This window comes from Candidatus Saccharimonadales bacterium (assembly GCA_035945435.1).
GTDB lineage: Bacteria > Patescibacteriota > Saccharimonadia > Saccharimonadales > DASZAF01 > DASZAF01.
Genome location: DASZAF010000002.1, coordinates 1 through 16,563, shown reverse-complemented (window position 1 = coordinate 16,563; position 16,563 = coordinate 1). Strand labels below are relative to the sequence as shown.

The 16,563-nt window shown below is 50.5% G+C and carries 16 protein-coding genes and 6 tRNA genes; 3 read left to right on the top strand and 19 right to left on the bottom strand.

Annotation, left to right across the window (positions count from 1 at the left end; all coding sequences use genetic code 11):
- Positions 1-117 precede the first annotated feature (117 nt).
- From VGS28_00180 to VGS28_00160, 5 genes are all read right to left on the bottom strand, one after another.
- Entirely contained in the window at positions 118-891 is a 774-nt protein-coding gene (locus VGS28_00180) for an HAD family hydrolase (GenBank protein ID HEV2412209.1), read from the bottom strand.
- 119 nt (positions 892-1,010) lie between these two features.
- A complete protein-coding gene (locus VGS28_00175) occupies positions 1,011-1,415 on the bottom strand; it encodes an NUDIX domain-containing protein (GenBank protein ID HEV2412208.1) in 405 nt (134 codons plus the stop codon).
- 112 nt (positions 1,416-1,527) lie between these two features.
- Positions 1,528-2,403, bottom strand: a complete 876-nt coding sequence (locus VGS28_00170; protein ID HEV2412207.1) for an alpha/beta hydrolase — start codon at positions 2,401-2,403, stop codon at positions 1,528-1,530.
- A gap of 174 nt (positions 2,404-2,577) precedes the next feature.
- Entirely contained in the window at positions 2,578-3,030 is a 453-nt protein-coding gene (locus VGS28_00165; protein HEV2412206.1) for a DUF1801 domain-containing protein, read from the bottom strand.
- 62 nt (positions 3,031-3,092) lie between these two features.
- Positions 3,093-3,169, bottom strand: a tRNA-Gly gene (locus tag VGS28_00160).
- A 100-nt stretch (positions 3,170-3,269) separates the two neighbouring features.
- On the opposite strand from VGS28_00160, the gene VGS28_00155 reads away from it, so the two are divergent.
- Positions 3,270-3,345, top strand: a tRNA-Phe gene (locus tag VGS28_00155).
- Positions 3,346-3,381: 36 nt separating this feature from the next.
- Here VGS28_00155 and VGS28_00150 read toward each other — a convergent pair.
- A complete protein-coding gene (locus tag VGS28_00150; GenBank protein ID HEV2412205.1) occupies positions 3,382-5,211 on the bottom strand; it encodes a hypothetical protein in 1,830 nt (609 codons plus the stop codon).
- 87 nt (positions 5,212-5,298) lie between these two features.
- Positions 5,299-5,375: transfer RNA gene (locus tag VGS28_00145), tRNA-Val, on the bottom strand.
- Positions 5,376-5,462: 87 nt separating this feature from the next.
- Between VGS28_00145 and VGS28_00140 the strand changes: the two genes are divergently transcribed.
- Positions 5,463-5,741, top strand: a complete 279-nt coding sequence (locus VGS28_00140; protein ID HEV2412204.1) for a hypothetical protein — start codon at positions 5,463-5,465, stop codon at positions 5,739-5,741.
- 5 nt (positions 5,742-5,746) lie between these two features.
- On the opposite strand, the gene VGS28_00135 is transcribed toward VGS28_00140, so the two are convergent.
- The 4 genes from VGS28_00135 to VGS28_00120 form a co-directional block, all read right to left on the bottom strand.
- On the bottom strand, positions 5,747-7,519 hold the full coding sequence (locus tag VGS28_00135; protein HEV2412203.1) for a glycosyl hydrolase family 28-related protein: 1,773 nt from the start codon (positions 7,517-7,519) through the stop codon (positions 5,747-5,749).
- A 113-nt stretch (positions 7,520-7,632) separates the two neighbouring features.
- Positions 7,633-7,709, bottom strand: a tRNA-Val gene (locus tag VGS28_00130).
- 18 nt (positions 7,710-7,727) lie between these two features.
- Positions 7,728-7,814 (bottom strand) — tRNA-Leu (locus VGS28_00125).
- Positions 7,815-7,874: 60 nt separating this feature from the next.
- Positions 7,875-9,515 carry an FAD-binding oxidoreductase gene (locus tag VGS28_00120; protein ID HEV2412202.1) on the bottom strand — a complete coding sequence of 547 codons (1,641 nt, stop codon included), beginning with the start codon at positions 9,513-9,515 and terminating at the stop codon, positions 7,875-7,877.
- 229 nt (positions 9,516-9,744) lie between these two features.
- On the opposite strand from VGS28_00120, the gene VGS28_00115 reads away from it, so the two are divergent.
- Complete coding sequence (locus VGS28_00115) at positions 9,745-10,335, top strand: hypothetical protein (protein ID HEV2412201.1); 591 nt, start codon at positions 9,745-9,747, stop codon at positions 10,333-10,335.
- Positions 10,336-10,351: 16 nt separating this feature from the next.
- Here VGS28_00115 and VGS28_00110 read toward each other — a convergent pair whose 3' ends face one another.
- The 8 genes from VGS28_00110 to VGS28_00075 form a co-directional block, all read right to left on the bottom strand.
- Entirely contained in the window at positions 10,352-10,945 is a 594-nt protein-coding gene (locus tag VGS28_00110; protein HEV2412200.1) for a hypothetical protein, read from the bottom strand.
- Between the two features lie 119 nt (positions 10,946-11,064).
- A tRNA-Leu gene (locus VGS28_00105) sits at positions 11,065-11,152 on the bottom strand.
- Between the two features lie 52 nt (positions 11,153-11,204).
- On the bottom strand, positions 11,205-12,983 hold the full coding sequence (locus VGS28_00100) for an ABC transporter substrate-binding protein (GenBank protein HEV2412199.1): 1,779 nt from the start codon (positions 12,981-12,983) through the stop codon (positions 11,205-11,207).
- 9 nt (positions 12,984-12,992) lie between these two features.
- A complete protein-coding gene (secG, locus tag VGS28_00095) occupies positions 12,993-13,214 on the bottom strand; it encodes a preprotein translocase subunit SecG (protein HEV2412198.1) in 222 nt (73 codons plus the stop codon).
- A 1-nt stretch (position 13,215) separates the two neighbouring features.
- Entirely contained in the window at positions 13,216-13,599 is a 384-nt protein-coding gene (locus tag VGS28_00090; protein ID HEV2412197.1) for a phage holin family protein, read from the bottom strand.
- Between the two features lie 33 nt (positions 13,600-13,632).
- Positions 13,633-14,484, bottom strand: a complete 852-nt coding sequence (locus VGS28_00085; GenBank protein HEV2412196.1) for a hypothetical protein — start codon at positions 14,482-14,484, stop codon at positions 13,633-13,635.
- Between the two features lie 50 nt (positions 14,485-14,534).
- Positions 14,535-16,022, bottom strand: coding sequence for an excinuclease ABC subunit UvrC (locus tag VGS28_00080; GenBank protein HEV2412195.1), 1,488 nt, complete (start codon positions 16,020-16,022; stop codon positions 14,535-14,537).
- Between the two features lie 83 nt (positions 16,023-16,105).
- Positions 16,106-16,563 (bottom strand): hypothetical protein (locus VGS28_00075; GenBank protein ID HEV2412194.1); only part of this gene is annotated, 458 nt, incomplete at its 5' end.

The following is a 16,563-nucleotide window of genomic DNA, read 5'->3' as shown; positions in this document are numbered from 1 at the left end:
ATCTACCATCATGCATACAGTAGACGCACAATTTAATGTGTCCTAATCTGTTTTTAGAAGTACTCCACGATGAATACATACTGAACAGATGAGAGTTGGGAGCTATACTTGTTAGTTCTAAGTTGAGCCGAGAAAGAATTTGTTTAACACATCTTTTAGCGCTCCATTTTGTCTGGTGGGCGCAATGTAATCAGCTTCAGACTTAAGATCGTCAGTAGCGTTACCAACAGCAACCTTTAGCCTCACCGCATGAAATAACGGTAGGTCGTTAGCACTGTCACCCATACCGACAGTGTCATTCTTTTTTAGGCCCGTGAGTCGATACCATTCATCGAGGGCATATTCTTTAGTGCCATGTTCATTCGTAACATGCACATCAAACAAAGTATCGCCCGCCCATGATGGCGTTGTAATGTTGGCTGACGCGGTCGGTAGTCTATCCAAAGCCGATTTAACCTTCAGCGCGGTAGCCTTATCCGTACCCAAGAGATATATCACCCTATTTTTAAAGCCATATTTACCAGCCTCCTTCAAAGGAATACGGTCAGGTTTTGAAGATGACTTGATAAGTTCTGATGAAGTGGCGAAGCGCCTAAATATTTCGACTGTTTTACTGGAGGTCTGTGCATCAAGGGTTTTCTCCCAGACTATCTCTTCTGTGATTGGGCTAACGATAGATGCCCCTCCCTCAATAATACAAAGATCGATAATACCGAGCTTTTGTACTACAGGTTTAGTCGATGACCAGCCACGGCCCGTGGCAACACTTATCTGTATATTGTTCCTGAGAGCACGCGATACAGCACTTATCGTTGCAGAATCTATATCTGATCCGTCACCTCTTATGGGAACCAGGGTGTTATCTATATCAGCTATTAGTGCCTTATACATCTCTCTTATATTAACTCATCGACTCTGTTATCATCACTCGAACTCAGAGCAAAAAATAACCTTATTCTACTGAGTTCACTATGTCTATACTTGATTAGCAGTAAAAGACAAGGCTAAACTTACGCAATTGAGATCTCGCCAGAAGTAACCTTATCGAAGAAAGATTTTGTCCCAGGATATAACTTCATACTGAGAACTTGTTTGATACTAAACCAGCCAGCCGAAGAAGACTCTTCATTCAAGCTCAGCTCTCCACCTCGTAACTCAACTAACCAAAATGAAACAGTCTTAACTTTAGTATCAGCTGGTTGTGTAAAAACCTTCTTTATTGGCGTGACCTTTAGCCCGGTCTCTTCGAATACTTCTCTGATTACCCCATCTTCTTCGGTTTTATCGCTCGGTTCACATCTACCGTGTGGTGGGGCCCAATAACCCTGCATTAACTCTCGAGAATCTTCCAGTAATAAAAAGTTGCCTTTACTATCACGCACTAATGCAACAATTCCATGAGTCGATAGATTCACCAGTCAATAATAGCAAACATTGTTATTAAGTGACCTCAAGATACTGAGGCTAAAGTGCTCATGCATAGTGCAACATGTAGATAAAATTTACACCTAAACTGCTTCCGACGACTTAAGTTTTCGAAAAAAACTCTCGTAGTTTTTCTGCCACTAATCTCGGATTGCCGTTAGGGTTGCGTCGTCTGTCATAATTCCACGAGCTCGCATGGTCTGAACCAATAAGCTCTACATACTCCGCTTTGGGTATGATTCGTTTTAATTTATTCAAACCTGCCTTGAGATACGCCGGGCTTCTACTACCACCGAGTAGAAGCACAGGTCTGTTGATACTTTTATAGAATTGTATCTTGTCATTCACTGATCGGACGACAGTAAAATCATACGGCATAGCTAAGGCAAGTTCTTTGGTCGGTGGATACTCTCCCGAACCCTTCTTGGCCTCCTGGTTCATCAGTAGTTGTACGGTTGCTGCCAACAGCCAGTTTGGAATATATCGCAAAATGGGTGGCCCCATTTGCGCCGCCTTCATGGCTGTAACCATAGCACTGGCAAGTTTGCCTTTGGCCATCTGTTTATCAAAGCGGGTCAGTGCTTTTAGGGGTAACCCATTTACAAAAATTGCCGGTTCATAGACAGCCAGCTTTTGAATAGCAGGTAACTTCAAAGTTGCTTGCAGAGCAATGATACCTCCAGAGCTAAGGCCGTATACAAAGTGGGCGCCCGTCTTTTTGAGTACGGCGTCCAGGTCTTCGATATCTCTTTGGATAGTGTAGTCATCACTATACGAGCGTGGGCTTAGTCCCCTACCGCGCCTGTCAGGAAGGTGCACTGTGAAAGAATCTGATAAGGCTTCAGCTAGCTCGTAAAAATGGTAAGCTGTACCAGCTGCCCCTTGGATAAGGACAATACCCGGCCCGCTACCATACGTGTAGTAGCCGATTTTCGTACCATCCGCGGAAGCTACGTACTCTGGTTTTGACGACATCATAGGTGTAACTATAACAAAAAGAGACCTGACGGTCTCTTCAATAAGGTTTATCTTGGTGCAGCATCGTTGATGCATTGCAAGCATCTGCAATCGAGCAATTCAATAATGTGAACCTCTTAAGCCTCGCTAAACTGTTTAATTTGTCGGCTACCTTATTAGGTTAGATTTAGCTTGCTACTTTTCAGTTTGCCAAAGTATTCGGTCAATAGGACCATCTTTGGACATTGATTTTATAAACTTATACGACTGCTCAATGATTTGCTCTAAAATCGACGGCTCAATATCACTGAGCCTCTTGATGTAAATACAGTAGCCAGTAAAAGTATGTTTACCTAGCCTAGCCAATAACTTAGAGTAACGAGCTGTGCCATCCATAAGGTAAACCGTAGTTTTACCCTTCCTTGGATAAAAGCCAATAATAAAAGTGTCTCCTTCGCGTCCACTGTCGTATTTGTAATGGTATGCATCAAAACCAAGAGTACCGACATTCCACAATTTTGGTGCGTGCCCGCTTATTCGTTGCATTATACCGATAAGCACTTGGGCGTCGTTTACGGTTCGCTCATCGTTGAGTGAAGTAAGGTAGTCTTTGACTGATTTATCGTTTTGATTTGTCGGCTTGTCCATAGCTCAATTGTAACAAAAAACACCCTTGTGAGGTGTAAGTTGCTCATCTGGCTTAACAGATGTGGTGCGGGTCACGGGACTCTAACCCGTGGCCTCATCCTTGGCAAGGATGCGCTCTAAACAACTGAGCTAGACCCGCATGAGGAACATACGAGATTATAACAGGGAGGGTAGTCACCTTACAAGTGGTGACCAGACTTGTTAAAAGACCTCTTTTCCCCTAAAATCCTAGGGTACGTGGCGCTTTAGCTCAGTTGGTAGAGCAGAGGCCTGAAGAGCCTTGTGTCCCCAGTTCGAGCCTGGGAGGCGCCACCATATAGATAGCGAAGGACCTGGCTTAATAGCCGGGTCCTATTTGTCTTCAATCTCCTCATTACTCACTTGACCACCCGATAGACCTGCAGCCAGACGTCTGGCAGTCACGTCATCTTGTTCTCTTAGCCGAGTCCTGACATATGTAATATACGCCCTCTGGACATCAGGTGAGTAGTGCGGGAGTGTTTTAGAGTCATCTCTAGTTCGGAACCATTTTGAGGTACTGCTTTCGAGACCCATCTCGCTCCTAGCGGTCGCAAGCCATCTGTCAAAATCAGTTCTCGGCAGGTGACGCTCGACTGGCATACCGAGTCTGACCATCTCTCGGTTGATCATCTCCAATAGCTCATCTCTGTTGTGCCAGCCGAAGTACTGCATATGCTTATCGATCTGTGGCATATCCTCGTCTTGGTACCTAATGAGGGCTGCCGCATGAGGAGAGAGCCACGTCACCTTGGTAGGATGCGGATCACGCTTCCCGCGTTCATAATGTCGACTGGTCACACCACCATTCTCGACCGCAAACTCAACCATCTCATCAAGCGACTGGCCTTTGAAGTATTCTCCGTATCGTGCCCTTGATTCCAACGTAGAGGCTAAGATATAACCATCTGGCGGTGGGGCCAGTTCAGCACGTGCTTTCAACCAACCACCGGGGTCATCCAGACGATAGCCTTCCCCAAGTACGACGTCCGTATTGGCCGTCAATATATCAACGATAGCGTTCGCACTCAGATCAAAGTAGGTGGACATATCGTAGACATCAAGCCCACAGAGCCGCACGAGGATTACTTCCAGGGGCCAGCCCCTATATAAACGCACATCGGCGCCACCCTCTTTGACTAACCTCGAGGGTATCTCCTTGCCGCGGTTGAGGCTCGCTACGACCCCGTCGACTTCGCCTGGGTCACGCGACATCGCCCAAGCAATATCATCCGCACTCAGTTCTCTGTGAAACAAGCTGATTATCGAACTCGTATGCATTTCGAGGTGCTCACGGCGAAGTGCGCGAGCTAGGACAGCGGCCTGCGCAGCACGATGGGCTTGCTGGCGCCTGAGCTCTCCCGTCCCCACAACGTGAGCGGCAGCAGTCTGAGCTTGAGCCGGCCTGCCCGGAACATAGCCATGTACTTCAGCGGGTGTCCTTTCTCCGTAGTCTGGGGCGGCTCCAGCAGCTGGGTCCGCACTAGTTGTAGCCGCAGCTGATGTCTCATCTTCAGCCGCATCGGCCTCAGCCGCCGGTTGGGCGTCTCCAGCTAGATCCGAATCAGCTTCAGGTTCAGGTTGTGCGGGGTCTGTATCTGCTGCCGCAGGTTCCACCTCTGCGTCGTCATCACCGGCTGTTGTGGCCTCATCCGCCAACCCACTCCTGATGGAAGCACCTTTTAACTCAACGACGACATCGACTGCCGCTTCGCCGACCACTGCGCCATTGCCTAGTGCGCGCTCTTCCTCTGCTTCTACTAACCCTTCAGGCTCGTTTGGGACGAGATACTGATCTCTCGGCAGAAGAAGTTGCCGCTGTAGATCTCTTGCATATCGCTGGCGCTCTTCCTCTGGGGCATCCGTCTCGCCCATCAGTAGTGGGAAATCGATCTCTTGAACGGGCGAATCCCCTGCAACAGGCATGAAGACCATCAAGTTTCTTAGATCGGCCCAAGCATGGCAGACACGCTTACCTCCACGCTCGAAGTCTAAAACAAAACGTTGAACGCCTGACCGATAACTCAAGGTACGTGATACTTGATTGACCGTTTGGCCTAGTACCCGCGCCATGCTGCCTATCAAGACAAGATCGGTCGGCAGATGCTCATACCGTACCGAAGTATCGTATTCCAGTCCTGCAGTAGTGTATTGTTCCCCCATGGTGGTTGCCCCATTAATCTGTCAATCGGCCCGCAACTGGATATATACTACCCCACCATGCAACCCACTATTTCCAATCATACGGAATGGTGGGTTGTGAGGGACTCGAACCCCCGACCTTCTGAGTGTAAATCAGACGCTCTAGCCAGCTGAGCTAACAACCCATATCTTGTGTGTATTGTATAGAACGCTTGCTCGTATTTCAAACAGCAATAGTTGACCAGACAGCCAACGTAGGTTATAAGCATGTTATGAGCGAACAATCTGATAGACTGGGCCAACCCAGCCAAGGCCAGCGCGTCCTTATGGTGTCAGGTGATGGTATTGCGAGGATCGGCATTGATGAACTCGGAGCTTTCGTGGAGGCTATCGACCGGGTCGCAGCCGAGCGAGGTCTAGGCGGTGTCGTCGTCATGATGGTTAAGAACTTCTCGCTTGTAGGCCCTGGAGTCTCAACAACTCCTAGATTTACTGGCGAGGTGGAAGTGACAGTGGACGATCAGGCCGAACGGATAGTCAACGAGAGCTAAGGTCGCTACGACTGATTCACGCCAAACACGCTGACCGTAGCCGAAGCGCCTGAGCTGTTGATCGAACTCTTGGCGGCCCAGGATATCTGGGTTGCGTATTTGCCGTCGCCTCCCAACATTATCGATATCATCTGACTGGCTGAAACGTTTGTCGTGGCGTTTGTCGTAATTCCAATGCTGTTCTGGCTGGTTGTCGAATCGTTCCATGTCACCGTACTTTGGACGGTTAATGTTTCGCTACCGAGCCCAGTGGTGACAATATCTATAGCTACCGGCAAGATACCAATATATGTCGAGTCTGGCGAGAGGGCGACTGACGAGCCGAAGGTTCCGCTGGTAGCAGATGGGGTGATGGATGCCGTGGTCTGTTTGTAAAGAGTGTGCGTCGTTGACCCGCTGGCAGCCGGAAAGTTATAGATATCCGTGGCCTGTGTCCATGCAGTGCCGTTTGTAGAGATAAGGTTATTAAGAGCGACCGACGGATTAGCGTTGCCGAACAGCGAGGTCGCTACCCACCAGCTATTGCCACTTACAGTCGAACCTGTTGATGCTAATAGGCTTGTGTTAGAAGGTACGCTCCCACTCTGCGTTTGAGCGGCGACTCCGTATGCAGGCCTGTTAGTCCCGGACGCGTAACCGGTATTGCCAATGATCTTTAGATTGCGCACTCCTGCGTTTGTCGTATCTACAGCCACTTGGGCATAAGTGTTATCGGTTATGACGGTCGATTGGAAGTCGTTGTTGCTAATTGTGATATCGCTCGGAGTCGAGCTTGGAGGAGTTATCTGAACTGCCGATGCACCATAGTTATCGAAACGATTGGCACTGATTAAAACGTGTGACGGATTACCATTAATCCAGATGCAGTTCAGCCCTGATGATCCTGGCGTTATGTGATTGCTAGTAATAACTGTACCTGATGCTCCTGATAGAAGAACGATGCCGTAGCCATTATTTTGAGGCTTATTGTTTGTGATGATGGCATCGGTGTCATTTATCTGGACCCCGGTGTTCAACCCATTAAGACCGCTGATAACACACGTGTCGATCCACGTACTGACCGCCCCTGAGCGCACGTCGACACACACCCCACCAGATGAGACACCACGTACCTGCATGTCTCGCAGCCGGCAGTGCTGTCCAGTTATGATCAAGATCGGCGTCGCCCGACCGCCTCCGTCAAGGGTCATGCCACGCAGGGAGATGCCTTCTCCGGCTAGAGTCAGGATAGTGCTTGTCATCCCGACTGCCGCCGAGATAGTCGAGCCGTAGGTGTAGTTCGTCTGAGCCCACCCGTCACCTGTGATAGTGACACCGTTATTGGTAATCGACGGTAATGCAGACGAAACCATGTACTGCCCGGCTGGCAGAAAGGCTCCGATTCCGGTGCTGGCAGCGTTGATGGCGTTGATCCAGGACGTCAAAGCGGCGGTATCGTCTGTTATACCGTTCCCTTTTGCGCCATACGACTTGGCGTTTAGCCAATCTGTTGTACCCGCTATGCTGCTCCAACTGGCCGCACTGCTACTCAAAGCGGTAAGCACCTGGCCACTTGATGGCGATCCTGAAATACTTATTCCATTTACTCTGGCAACTGTTGGATTAGGTAGCGTACCAGATAGGTCACCGCCTAGGGACGTCGAGGTTAGAACTGCCCCAGCCTGCTGGAGGGCTGATGATTGGATCGTTCCATCTCCATTGAGCGATACTTCAAGGTAACCGTTGAGGATGTCACCCCAACTTCCGACGTCTCCACCTGGTACAGGAAGTCTAGCCATATGCCGTTTTTATTTTATCCTGTTCACGCTTATACTTTCTCAGTATACGTGAGATAGATCACAGAGACAACGGTGATACAACGCACATATCAAGTTCAGTCATAGGCCAAGTATGGTGGGCAATGCAGGACTCGAACCTGCGACCTCTTGAATGTGAATCAAGCACTCTAACCAGCTGAGCTAATTGCCCGTGTTGAAAACAAAATATTGGTGCGCGAGAGAGGACTTGAACCTCCACGCCCTTGCGGGCACTACCACCTCAAGGTAGCGTGTATACCAATTTCACCACTCGCGCATGTCAGGTGAATACATGTTAAGCATACCGATTTAACAGGGATAATGCAAGGTCTACTACCTAGCCCTCAACTAGGTAATCGCCCAGGTCAGCTAAAGAATACTCACGACGCAGCAGCGCCATACTTTCAGCTTTCGTAGTGTGGATCTTAATGCCGGGATTAAGGATATTGTGAGGGTCAAAGATCCGCTTAGTATCAACAAAGAGATTGTATACTTCTTTGCCATAGTGATCCTCGAGGTAACTACCGCGACTGCGGCCGTCACCGGCGCTTCCGGAGAAGCTGCCTCCGAGTGAGGTCACGAGCGCATAGTAGTCATCCATCACCTTGATGGCTTTCTGGCGGTCGTTCAACCGACTGATATCCAAAAATGGATAGATGTGCAGATGGCCATCGCCAGCATGGCCCCAAGCAGCCATCGGGAGACTGTAGTTGTCGAATATGACATAGGCCTTTTGGATAAACTCGAGGAATTTCTTGGGTGGTACGATGCCGTCTTCAACGATTGGCAGTGCTCTAAGCGGGGTCCCCTCATAGGTAAATGCCACCCAGGCCGAGTGGAGAATCGACCAGAGCCGCTCCTGGGCTACGAGGGTCTCGGCCTCATCGTGGCTGCGGGCTGATTCATCGAGCATCTTAAGGGCTTTCTTGACCTTTTTCTTTCGGCTTCGATCGGATGGATCGTCAAATTCAACGAGGAGGACCGCCGCCGGTAGAGGCTGCTGGACAAGATCCTTCAGGATCGCCGGATTGGTGCGATTGACCAACTCGAGAAGGTTTCTATCGACTATCTCAACCGCACTTGGACCGAGGGCACGGAGTGGTTCAAGAAGTTGAACGCATTTTTCTAGAGAGTCAAACTGGGCGGCAAGTAGTGTCGTCTTCGGATTGAAGCCTTCGCAGTCAAGAGTCGCTTCGGTGATAATGCCGAGCGTTCCCTCGGAACCAACAAAGAGTGGCGTCAAGTCGAACGAGCCATCCTTGTCTTTAACCTGTTCGAGCGCATATCCTGAGGAGTTTTTGGTAACTTTCGTCTTCTTATCCAGCTTCTCGATGAGCTCAGCGTTGTCAGTGAGAAGGCCATCTACTTGGCGGTAGATCTCCCCCTCCAGATCCGTCTGGCCTTTCTTGGAACTCAGTTCACGCTTACTAAGACGCTCCGTCTTAATAACATCACCGTTTGAGAGCACTACCTCCAGACCTTTGACATACTTACGGGTCGTACCATATTTAACCGACTTATAACCTGAAGCATTAGTGGCAATTGCGCCGCCGATCGTCGAGTAATCGATTGAGGCTGGAAACGGCGGCAGAAAGAGCCCATGGCTGTTAAGAACGTCCTGAAGTGCGCGGTAGCTCATGCCTGGTTGGACACGGACAGTACCTTTGCCGACTTCTAGCTCAAGGAGGCGATTCATATGAGCAGGCAGAGCGACTACCATGCCTTTCCCAACTGCGGATCCGCTCTGGTTCGAACCCTTGCCACGAGCCGTCAATGGTAGGCTGTGACCACGCTCGGCAAGCTGCCATGAGAAGCGTGCAACTTTACGAATACCGCTGGTATTCTTCGGATAGACGACCAGTTGCGGTAGTGCTTCGAAGATACTCCTATCAGTTGCGAAATGTTGGCGCACCGAAGGGGCGTCCACTACTTCACCGTCAATATGCGTTTGTAAGTACTGTACAATCTTGTTGCTCATTGTCTCCCAATTCCCAAGCCTAAGCGTTTCCCCCATACTAGCGCAAAACCACGAAAAGCGGTAGGCGTTAACATGTAAATTATTTGCTTACTTCCTGCCTCTCGTCTCATTCGCCGCACCTATTCGATGAGGTGCACAGGGCCCAAAATCATCTGAACACCTACTTGCGCCGGTGTATAGAGCATGCTATAGATTAAGCAAAGATACAGTGAGTTCTGAGGAGGAAAGTATGACAGATCTTCCAAGTAGAGAGAGATCCCATGGGCCGCTTACGTGGCAGCCTGGGGAGCGCAACCCAAACCTTGACGGGCTGGCAGAGGGCGTTCTCAAGCAAGTAGGCCGATTCGCGATAATCCGCACTATTACTGACGAACAGGGCCCCGTACGTCCTGCGATCGAACATACAATTTGGGACGATCTTGACGAGGCCCAACAGAATGCTCTCGCCGACCGTGACGGAACATTGAGCGCGATTGAAGCACTACTTGAGCGACGTGATGATCCGGACTGCCTAGCCTATGCTGCCATGCTTCAATACTGGCTACAGGAAGAGCAGCTCAGAGAAGGCAGAATGGGCCCACCCGAGGAAGAGATTCGAGCTTGGGACAGAATGCTTGGAGCAGTCCCAGGTGAGTCCGAGCAACCCGACGAAGTCTTTCTGCAAAGTCCAGTCAGTAATTTTGTCTTGACGTGTATGGGCGACCTCGGGGATATGGCTGGAGCGCTCGACACACATGGTGCGGCTGGTGACGCACAGTATGAGTTTGCAGCCCGCTTAAATGAACGCCAAGACTGGGTTGAGCTGTTTGACGCGCACTAGTAAACCGAAGTCTTAGTTACGAGAACCCACCAAGAAACGCTAAGAAACGCCACTTGCCCGAGACGGCGTTATAGATAAAGCCAAGATAGTCTGTCATCCCTGCAGTCGTACTAAGGGTCGGTGATGGCAGATTCGCGCTAAATTCGTATAGGTTGCCATAACTCAGCGTAAAGCTTCCACCTGTACCCTGGGTCACCGCAACAATGATGCGCTGCCCATCAGTCGGGTTGGACGGGTTGGAGAGCGTCCTGCTGCCAGCGATGGTAACAGTGAAGGTATTCCCAAGTGAGGCGTTAAGAGCAATGTTCACGCCATCCGTCAGAGCTACGACGCCCGCAGTTACGCTACCTGTAAACGCAGCACCTGTTAAGAGTGCCAGGCCGGTCGTCGGGTGAACGTGTTTGGCGTCCGCTGCTTTACCGGAATTACCGGCTGCCTGGCTACCGACCGCCTGTATATCCCCTGAGTTAGCGTCTAGTTGAAGAGCACCAGCCCCAAGTAATGCGCTTGACTGTAGTGTGCCGTCGCCATTTAACGAGACACTCAAAAAGTCGTTGAGTACTGTCCCCCAGGTACCGACGTCACCGCCGGGATTAGGCAAACGAGCCATCTAAGCCGTATCCCTCATTAATGCTTATGATTGTAGGTCCCATCACTCGTTCAGTCAACTACCCGTCCAAAACTACCTACTGGTGGTTATCACAGAACAAAACACTAGATAAATATACATGGTGCGCGAGAGAGGACTTGAACCTCCACGAGCGTAAAGCTCACTAGCTCCTGAAGCTAGCGCGTCTACCGATTCCGCCACTCGCGCATGGCACCTGAACAGACTTATTGTATAAGAGGTGGACTGTCCGATGCAAGGATTAGTGATTCTCTACGGCCTGCTTGGTAGCTGCGGACCAATCCGCAATGTTATAAAAGCGATCGGTTGGTTGAACGAGAGGATGCGGTATGAAGCCTGCCACATTGTCACGCATAGCATAGTTGTAGGTTGGCTGATAAAGAACGACGGCCGGTTGATCGCTGACCCATTGGGTAACGAAGTCATGGTACTTAACGGCACGCAGACTTGGATCGGTACTTGTTCTGGCACTTTGAAGAAGTTCGTCGACATACTGATTACTGTAATTCGATAGGTTGAGCCCTTGCTCGCCAATTTCAGCCGAATCCCAGTACGCATAGACATCTGAGTCAGCGCCAATTGCCAGCTGGTAGACAAGAACGTCGTAGTTGCGGGGCACGAGAACATTCTGCTGGATGTTCTGATCGTCGACGAGGTTGACCTGGACGGTTATCCCGATCGACTGCCACTGCTTAGCCAGTAGATCCGCAACCTTCGGGTAGACGTCGTCAGTACTGGCGGCTAAGTTGACGGTAAGTGGTACTCCGTTCTTTTCAAGCAGCCCGTCCTTACTCTTAACGTAACCATCTGAAGCCAGCAGGGTCGTGGCAGCCGTTTGGCTGAATCCGCCGACGTCCTGAGTAGCATCATAACCGAGCTGGCCAGGTAACAGAGGGATGCTGGCCGCTCGGTATTCGTCGTCCAGCGCGTCGATGATTGCTTCTTTATTCACGGCGATGTTTAGCGCCGCCCGCACCTTCGCATCCTGCATGACAGTGCTATTCATGTTGAAGAAAGCCAGAGTCTCATTCATAAGTGGTGCTTCTTGAACCTGAACGTTACGAAGTGCCCGGAGACTGTGCACATCCCCCGGCTGGACGTCACTGGCCGCCGATATCTCCCCCACCCTGAAGGCTTCAAGTAGCCCGTTGTAATCATTAAAGGCATCGACGTTGAAGCCGCTAGGCAGAACGTGCCCGCCGTAGTAATTTGAGTTACGGGTGAGTCGAATGTCGGTCTGGTTCGTAAATGTCTGGCTATTAATAAACTTATACGGACCACTACCGACTGTCGGGTCAGTGTCGAAGCTAGCCGATCTGAGCTGGTAATCTGGTACTCTACTCAAGATGTGTTGGGGGATTATGCCTGACGTTAACGAGTTAATGAATGGCGGAAACGGTGCTGGTAACGTGAATTGAACGGTCTGTGGATTGAGGGCTTTGACCTCAACGTGTGCCCAGTTTGAGGCTAGTGGAGAGCCAGTTGCCGGATCCTGAATGGCCCCGATGGTATAGACGACGTCAGCACTGGTAACCGGCACACCGTCCTGCCACTGAGCATCAGGGTTAAGGTGAACCGTATAGATCTGGCCTGTATTATCGACGGTCCAGCTGTCGGCAAGATCACCGACTAGGTTATTGTCTGGGCCATACTCAAGTAGGCTACTAAAGACAAGCCGCGTGACCGTCTGCTCTGGCTGAGTAGTGGCAAAGATTGGGTTAAAATCCGCCGCACTACCAACCACTCCTTCACTGTAGATACCACCTGCTGCCGGGACAGCCACTTTGTAAAAGCTGTTGAGGGCGTTCTCTTGAAAGCCTACTCCCAGAATCAGCAGTAAGACGATCGCGAGCCAGGTGATAGCATGCTTGCCGACCTCTGTGAAATTACTCCATCGACGAAGAATATATCGCTGGCCATGGCGTGTTGTCACGCTCTCAAATTCGAGTAAACGATCCTTAAGGACTTGGCCGGGCTGATCAGGAAGGTGCGGCTTGTTTATTCGCCACTTCTTCTTCATACCTTCTCGCTAACCTTTGATGATTCCAATGAGCAGGGTTAAGACAAAGATGATAACTGTCAGTATGGTCAGATCGTGGAGGGTCTTGTCCGTTCCTCGACGGGTGGTGACCAGTTCGCTTGAGGCGCCGAAACCGGCACCTAGACTGGCCCCGCGCTGCTGAATGAGGATCAGGAGGATTGTGAGGGCTCCGGCACCAATAGTGATGATCTTGATATATGTATAGAGCATGTCAGGTTTGATTAGCTTTCACACGTAGGTCGAAGAGGTGTGTTAGTGCATAGTTTATCAGGCCAACGACGATACCGGCAAGTATGGCACTCCCGAAGCCCATCTGGAGACCAGGTGAGAGTGCCGCGGTCAGATAGACCATGAAGCCATTGACGATCAGCATGAAGAAACCAAGACTGATGATAATCATCGGCAAAGCGAGAATGACAAAGATGGGTTTAAGAACCGCGTTGACGACAGAGAGAATGAAGCCAGCCACCAGGATATCCGAAATCGCCCCGCTGTAATTGATCGAACCGATCAGGCGAACGGCGATCCACAGACCGAGGCTATTAAGCGCCCACCGCAACAAAAACTGCAGAAATTGCTTCTGTATGTTACTCATCAACTAGGCCAATTATACTCCACTGCCAACAAGCTAGCCTACTACAGGCACGACTCTGGCGTTCGCAAAAACGTCTTCTTCGCCTTCGTAGCGGCTAGCAGCATCGGCCAATGCAGCGCCACCGAGAAGTATGCTGAGAGCTTGCTTTGGGGTATCGATGTTATGGCCGTCAAGACGATAGAGGGCATCGCCTGTTTCGGGGCCGATCCACAACCCTTCCCTTCCGTTGATCCCCCAACAGGCGCAGTTGCCAAGCGTTTGAAGCTGAGGCCATCGCCATACGACGTCGCCCTCTACTGCGATGAAATCATCGTCTGCCCCTGGTTCACGAGTAAAGTGGAAACTTCCTGGCTGCGCACTGACTCCAAGATGTTCAGATCGCCCTATGCCTGGCGCATAACCGAATGATCGGACGGCGTTATTATGCTGCTCTGGCCCAAATGGAAGAGCCATGGCGGAGATACAGTGCCTGGCCGCGTCCTCACCTATATTTGTAGCCGTTAGCCATCTCTGGAAGTGAGGATAGACTGCACCAGTTGGATGGGTGCCATGATCAAGATCTTCGAGACCAAGAACACGATCAGGCGGCCCTGACGGCCTGAATGGCAGGAGCATCCCGAGATCCTTCAACATAGCTAGAAGTTGCGCGTCGGTCCGCGGATCAGACGAGGGCGCAATACGAAGGCTACCTATGCGCCCCTCGGTTACACCAACTCTGAGGCAACTGCCCTCATCCGCGGCTTTCCCAGTCCGCCAACCTTGCATCATAAGGCTCCCCATCGCACTGAATTGGCGCCTACTGATCACAGGGTCGCCGCTGATCTCAGGCCGTACGATTAGCTCCCACTCTTGAGAAAATGTAGCCTGCGGTCGTATAGCGTTCATAACTTAGGAAATACTAAAGCATAGATGAGGCGAGGTGTAAAACGAGCCAACTACCTCTTCTGCGCCCAGTCAAACACGAGCTTGGCCTTTGACCCGCCTATAACTGCAGCAAGCTGTGGTTGTGTAAGGGTCTCGATTGCTTTGGCACTCCCGAAAGCCTGGACAAGTTTCCGGCGCGTAGCGGGGCCGATGCCAGGTATCTCGTCAAGAATACTTTTTGTCTGGTAGTCACGCTTCAGGTTTGTGTGATAGCTAACCGCAAAGCGATGTGATTCATCTCGAACTCTTTGAAGTAGTTTCACGATATCCGAATCATGATCTAGCAGAACGATAACGAAGTCATCCGATTCACGGACCGAAGCAGTCGGAAACCCGTTCAAGTGAAGGTCGACGTTAGAGCGTGACTTGTGGATAACAACCTCCTCCAAGCGCTTAGCGAGACCAACAGCTGGGATCTTTATTTCTCGCTCGTCCATAGCATCAAGCGCAGCAGCAAGTTGCCCCCGACCCCCATCGATGACGAGCAAGTCGGGTTTTGGCCAGTTATCGTGTGTCTTATTGAAGCGTCGCGTAATCACCTCGTGCATATGTCCGAAATCGTTATTACCAGGTAGGCGCATCTTGAACTTACGATACTGGGTCTTATCCGCGATACCATTGGTAGCGACGACCATGCTGGCTACATTATGCGTACCTTGCATATGACTGATATCGTAGCCCTCAATCCGCCGTGGAGCATTTTTGAGCCCCAGAAGCTCTGAGAGGCCCTTGAGGGCGTGATCCTTGCTGATGTCCATGAACTCCTCATCTCCAAAGACAATCTGGGTTGAGAGGGCCTTAAGACCGAAAATTTTGTTACGAAGCATCGCGGCAGTTTCGAACTGCTTCTCTTTAGCAGCAGCTCGCATCTCCTTTTCGAGTTGGCCAATGATCCGTTTACGACCGCCTTGGAGAACATCGATAAGTGAGCGGAGTGTTTTCTTGTAGTCCTGCGAGCTTATCATCTGAGCCTCGACACCAGGGCAGAGACCTAGGTGATACTGCAAACAGAGACGCTTTGGCATCACTTGGTGGGTTGAGTATGGGAAGACTCTCCTGAGAGAGCGAAGAGCCCGTTTCGCGGCTCCACCGTTATAGTAGGGCCCGTAGTAATTGGCTCCGTCGTCGAGAGGACGATGGGTGTAGCTGACATACGGATAGGGGTCGTTCATATTGATACGGACAAAGAGCTCAGACTTGTCGTCTCGCATCAGAATGTTAAAGCGCGGCTTGTATCGCTTGATCATCTCACTCTCAAGGAAGAGGGCGTCCATCTCAGAATCGACGGTGATCCAGTCAAAGTCTGTAATCTCAGCCACTAACGCGAGGGTTTTCGGATCCATGTCCCTAGAGGATTGAAAATACTGACGAACCCTGTTCTTTAAGATTGAAGCTTTACCAACATAGATGATCTTGCCGCTTCTGTCCTTGTGAAAATAGACTCCGGGACTTGCCGGGAGCTCTTTAAGACGCTTTCGAATACGATCACTCTGTTTCACAACCTAAATTGTACCTCAGTTTCTAGTGAGGATCGGTCGACGCACACTGTAAACAGTCCTCTAGCTTGATCGCTAGAAGCAAATTACTCTTTTTCTTTCTTCGCGTCGCCTTCGGCCTTAGTCTCTTCGCCAGCTTCAGCGTTCACCTCTTCATCAGGTTGACCCTCTTCTGAAGGAACTTCAGATGCATCGGCCTCCTCATCGCCTGCCAGAGCGTCGTTAGCAGCTTCAAGTGCGGCCGTCGTGTAAACGGATGCAATCGTTTTAGACATCTCATCTTCGTCAATGATTACGCCCTGGGGAATAACAAGATCGGCAACGGAGACTTTGTCGCCTTCCTCAACCAGTTTTTCGCCATCGACGTGGAGTTCGTCAGGTAGATCACGCGGTTTCGCCTTGATCTTGACGTCGTCTATCGTCTGGATGATGACCAAACCGGTTCTCTCAGCAGGGGTCGAGCCTTTGCCGTCAATCACGATTGGGACTTCAGTCTCAACCTCTTCATCTTGCTTGACGATGTGGAAAGCCACGTGTCGGAGAC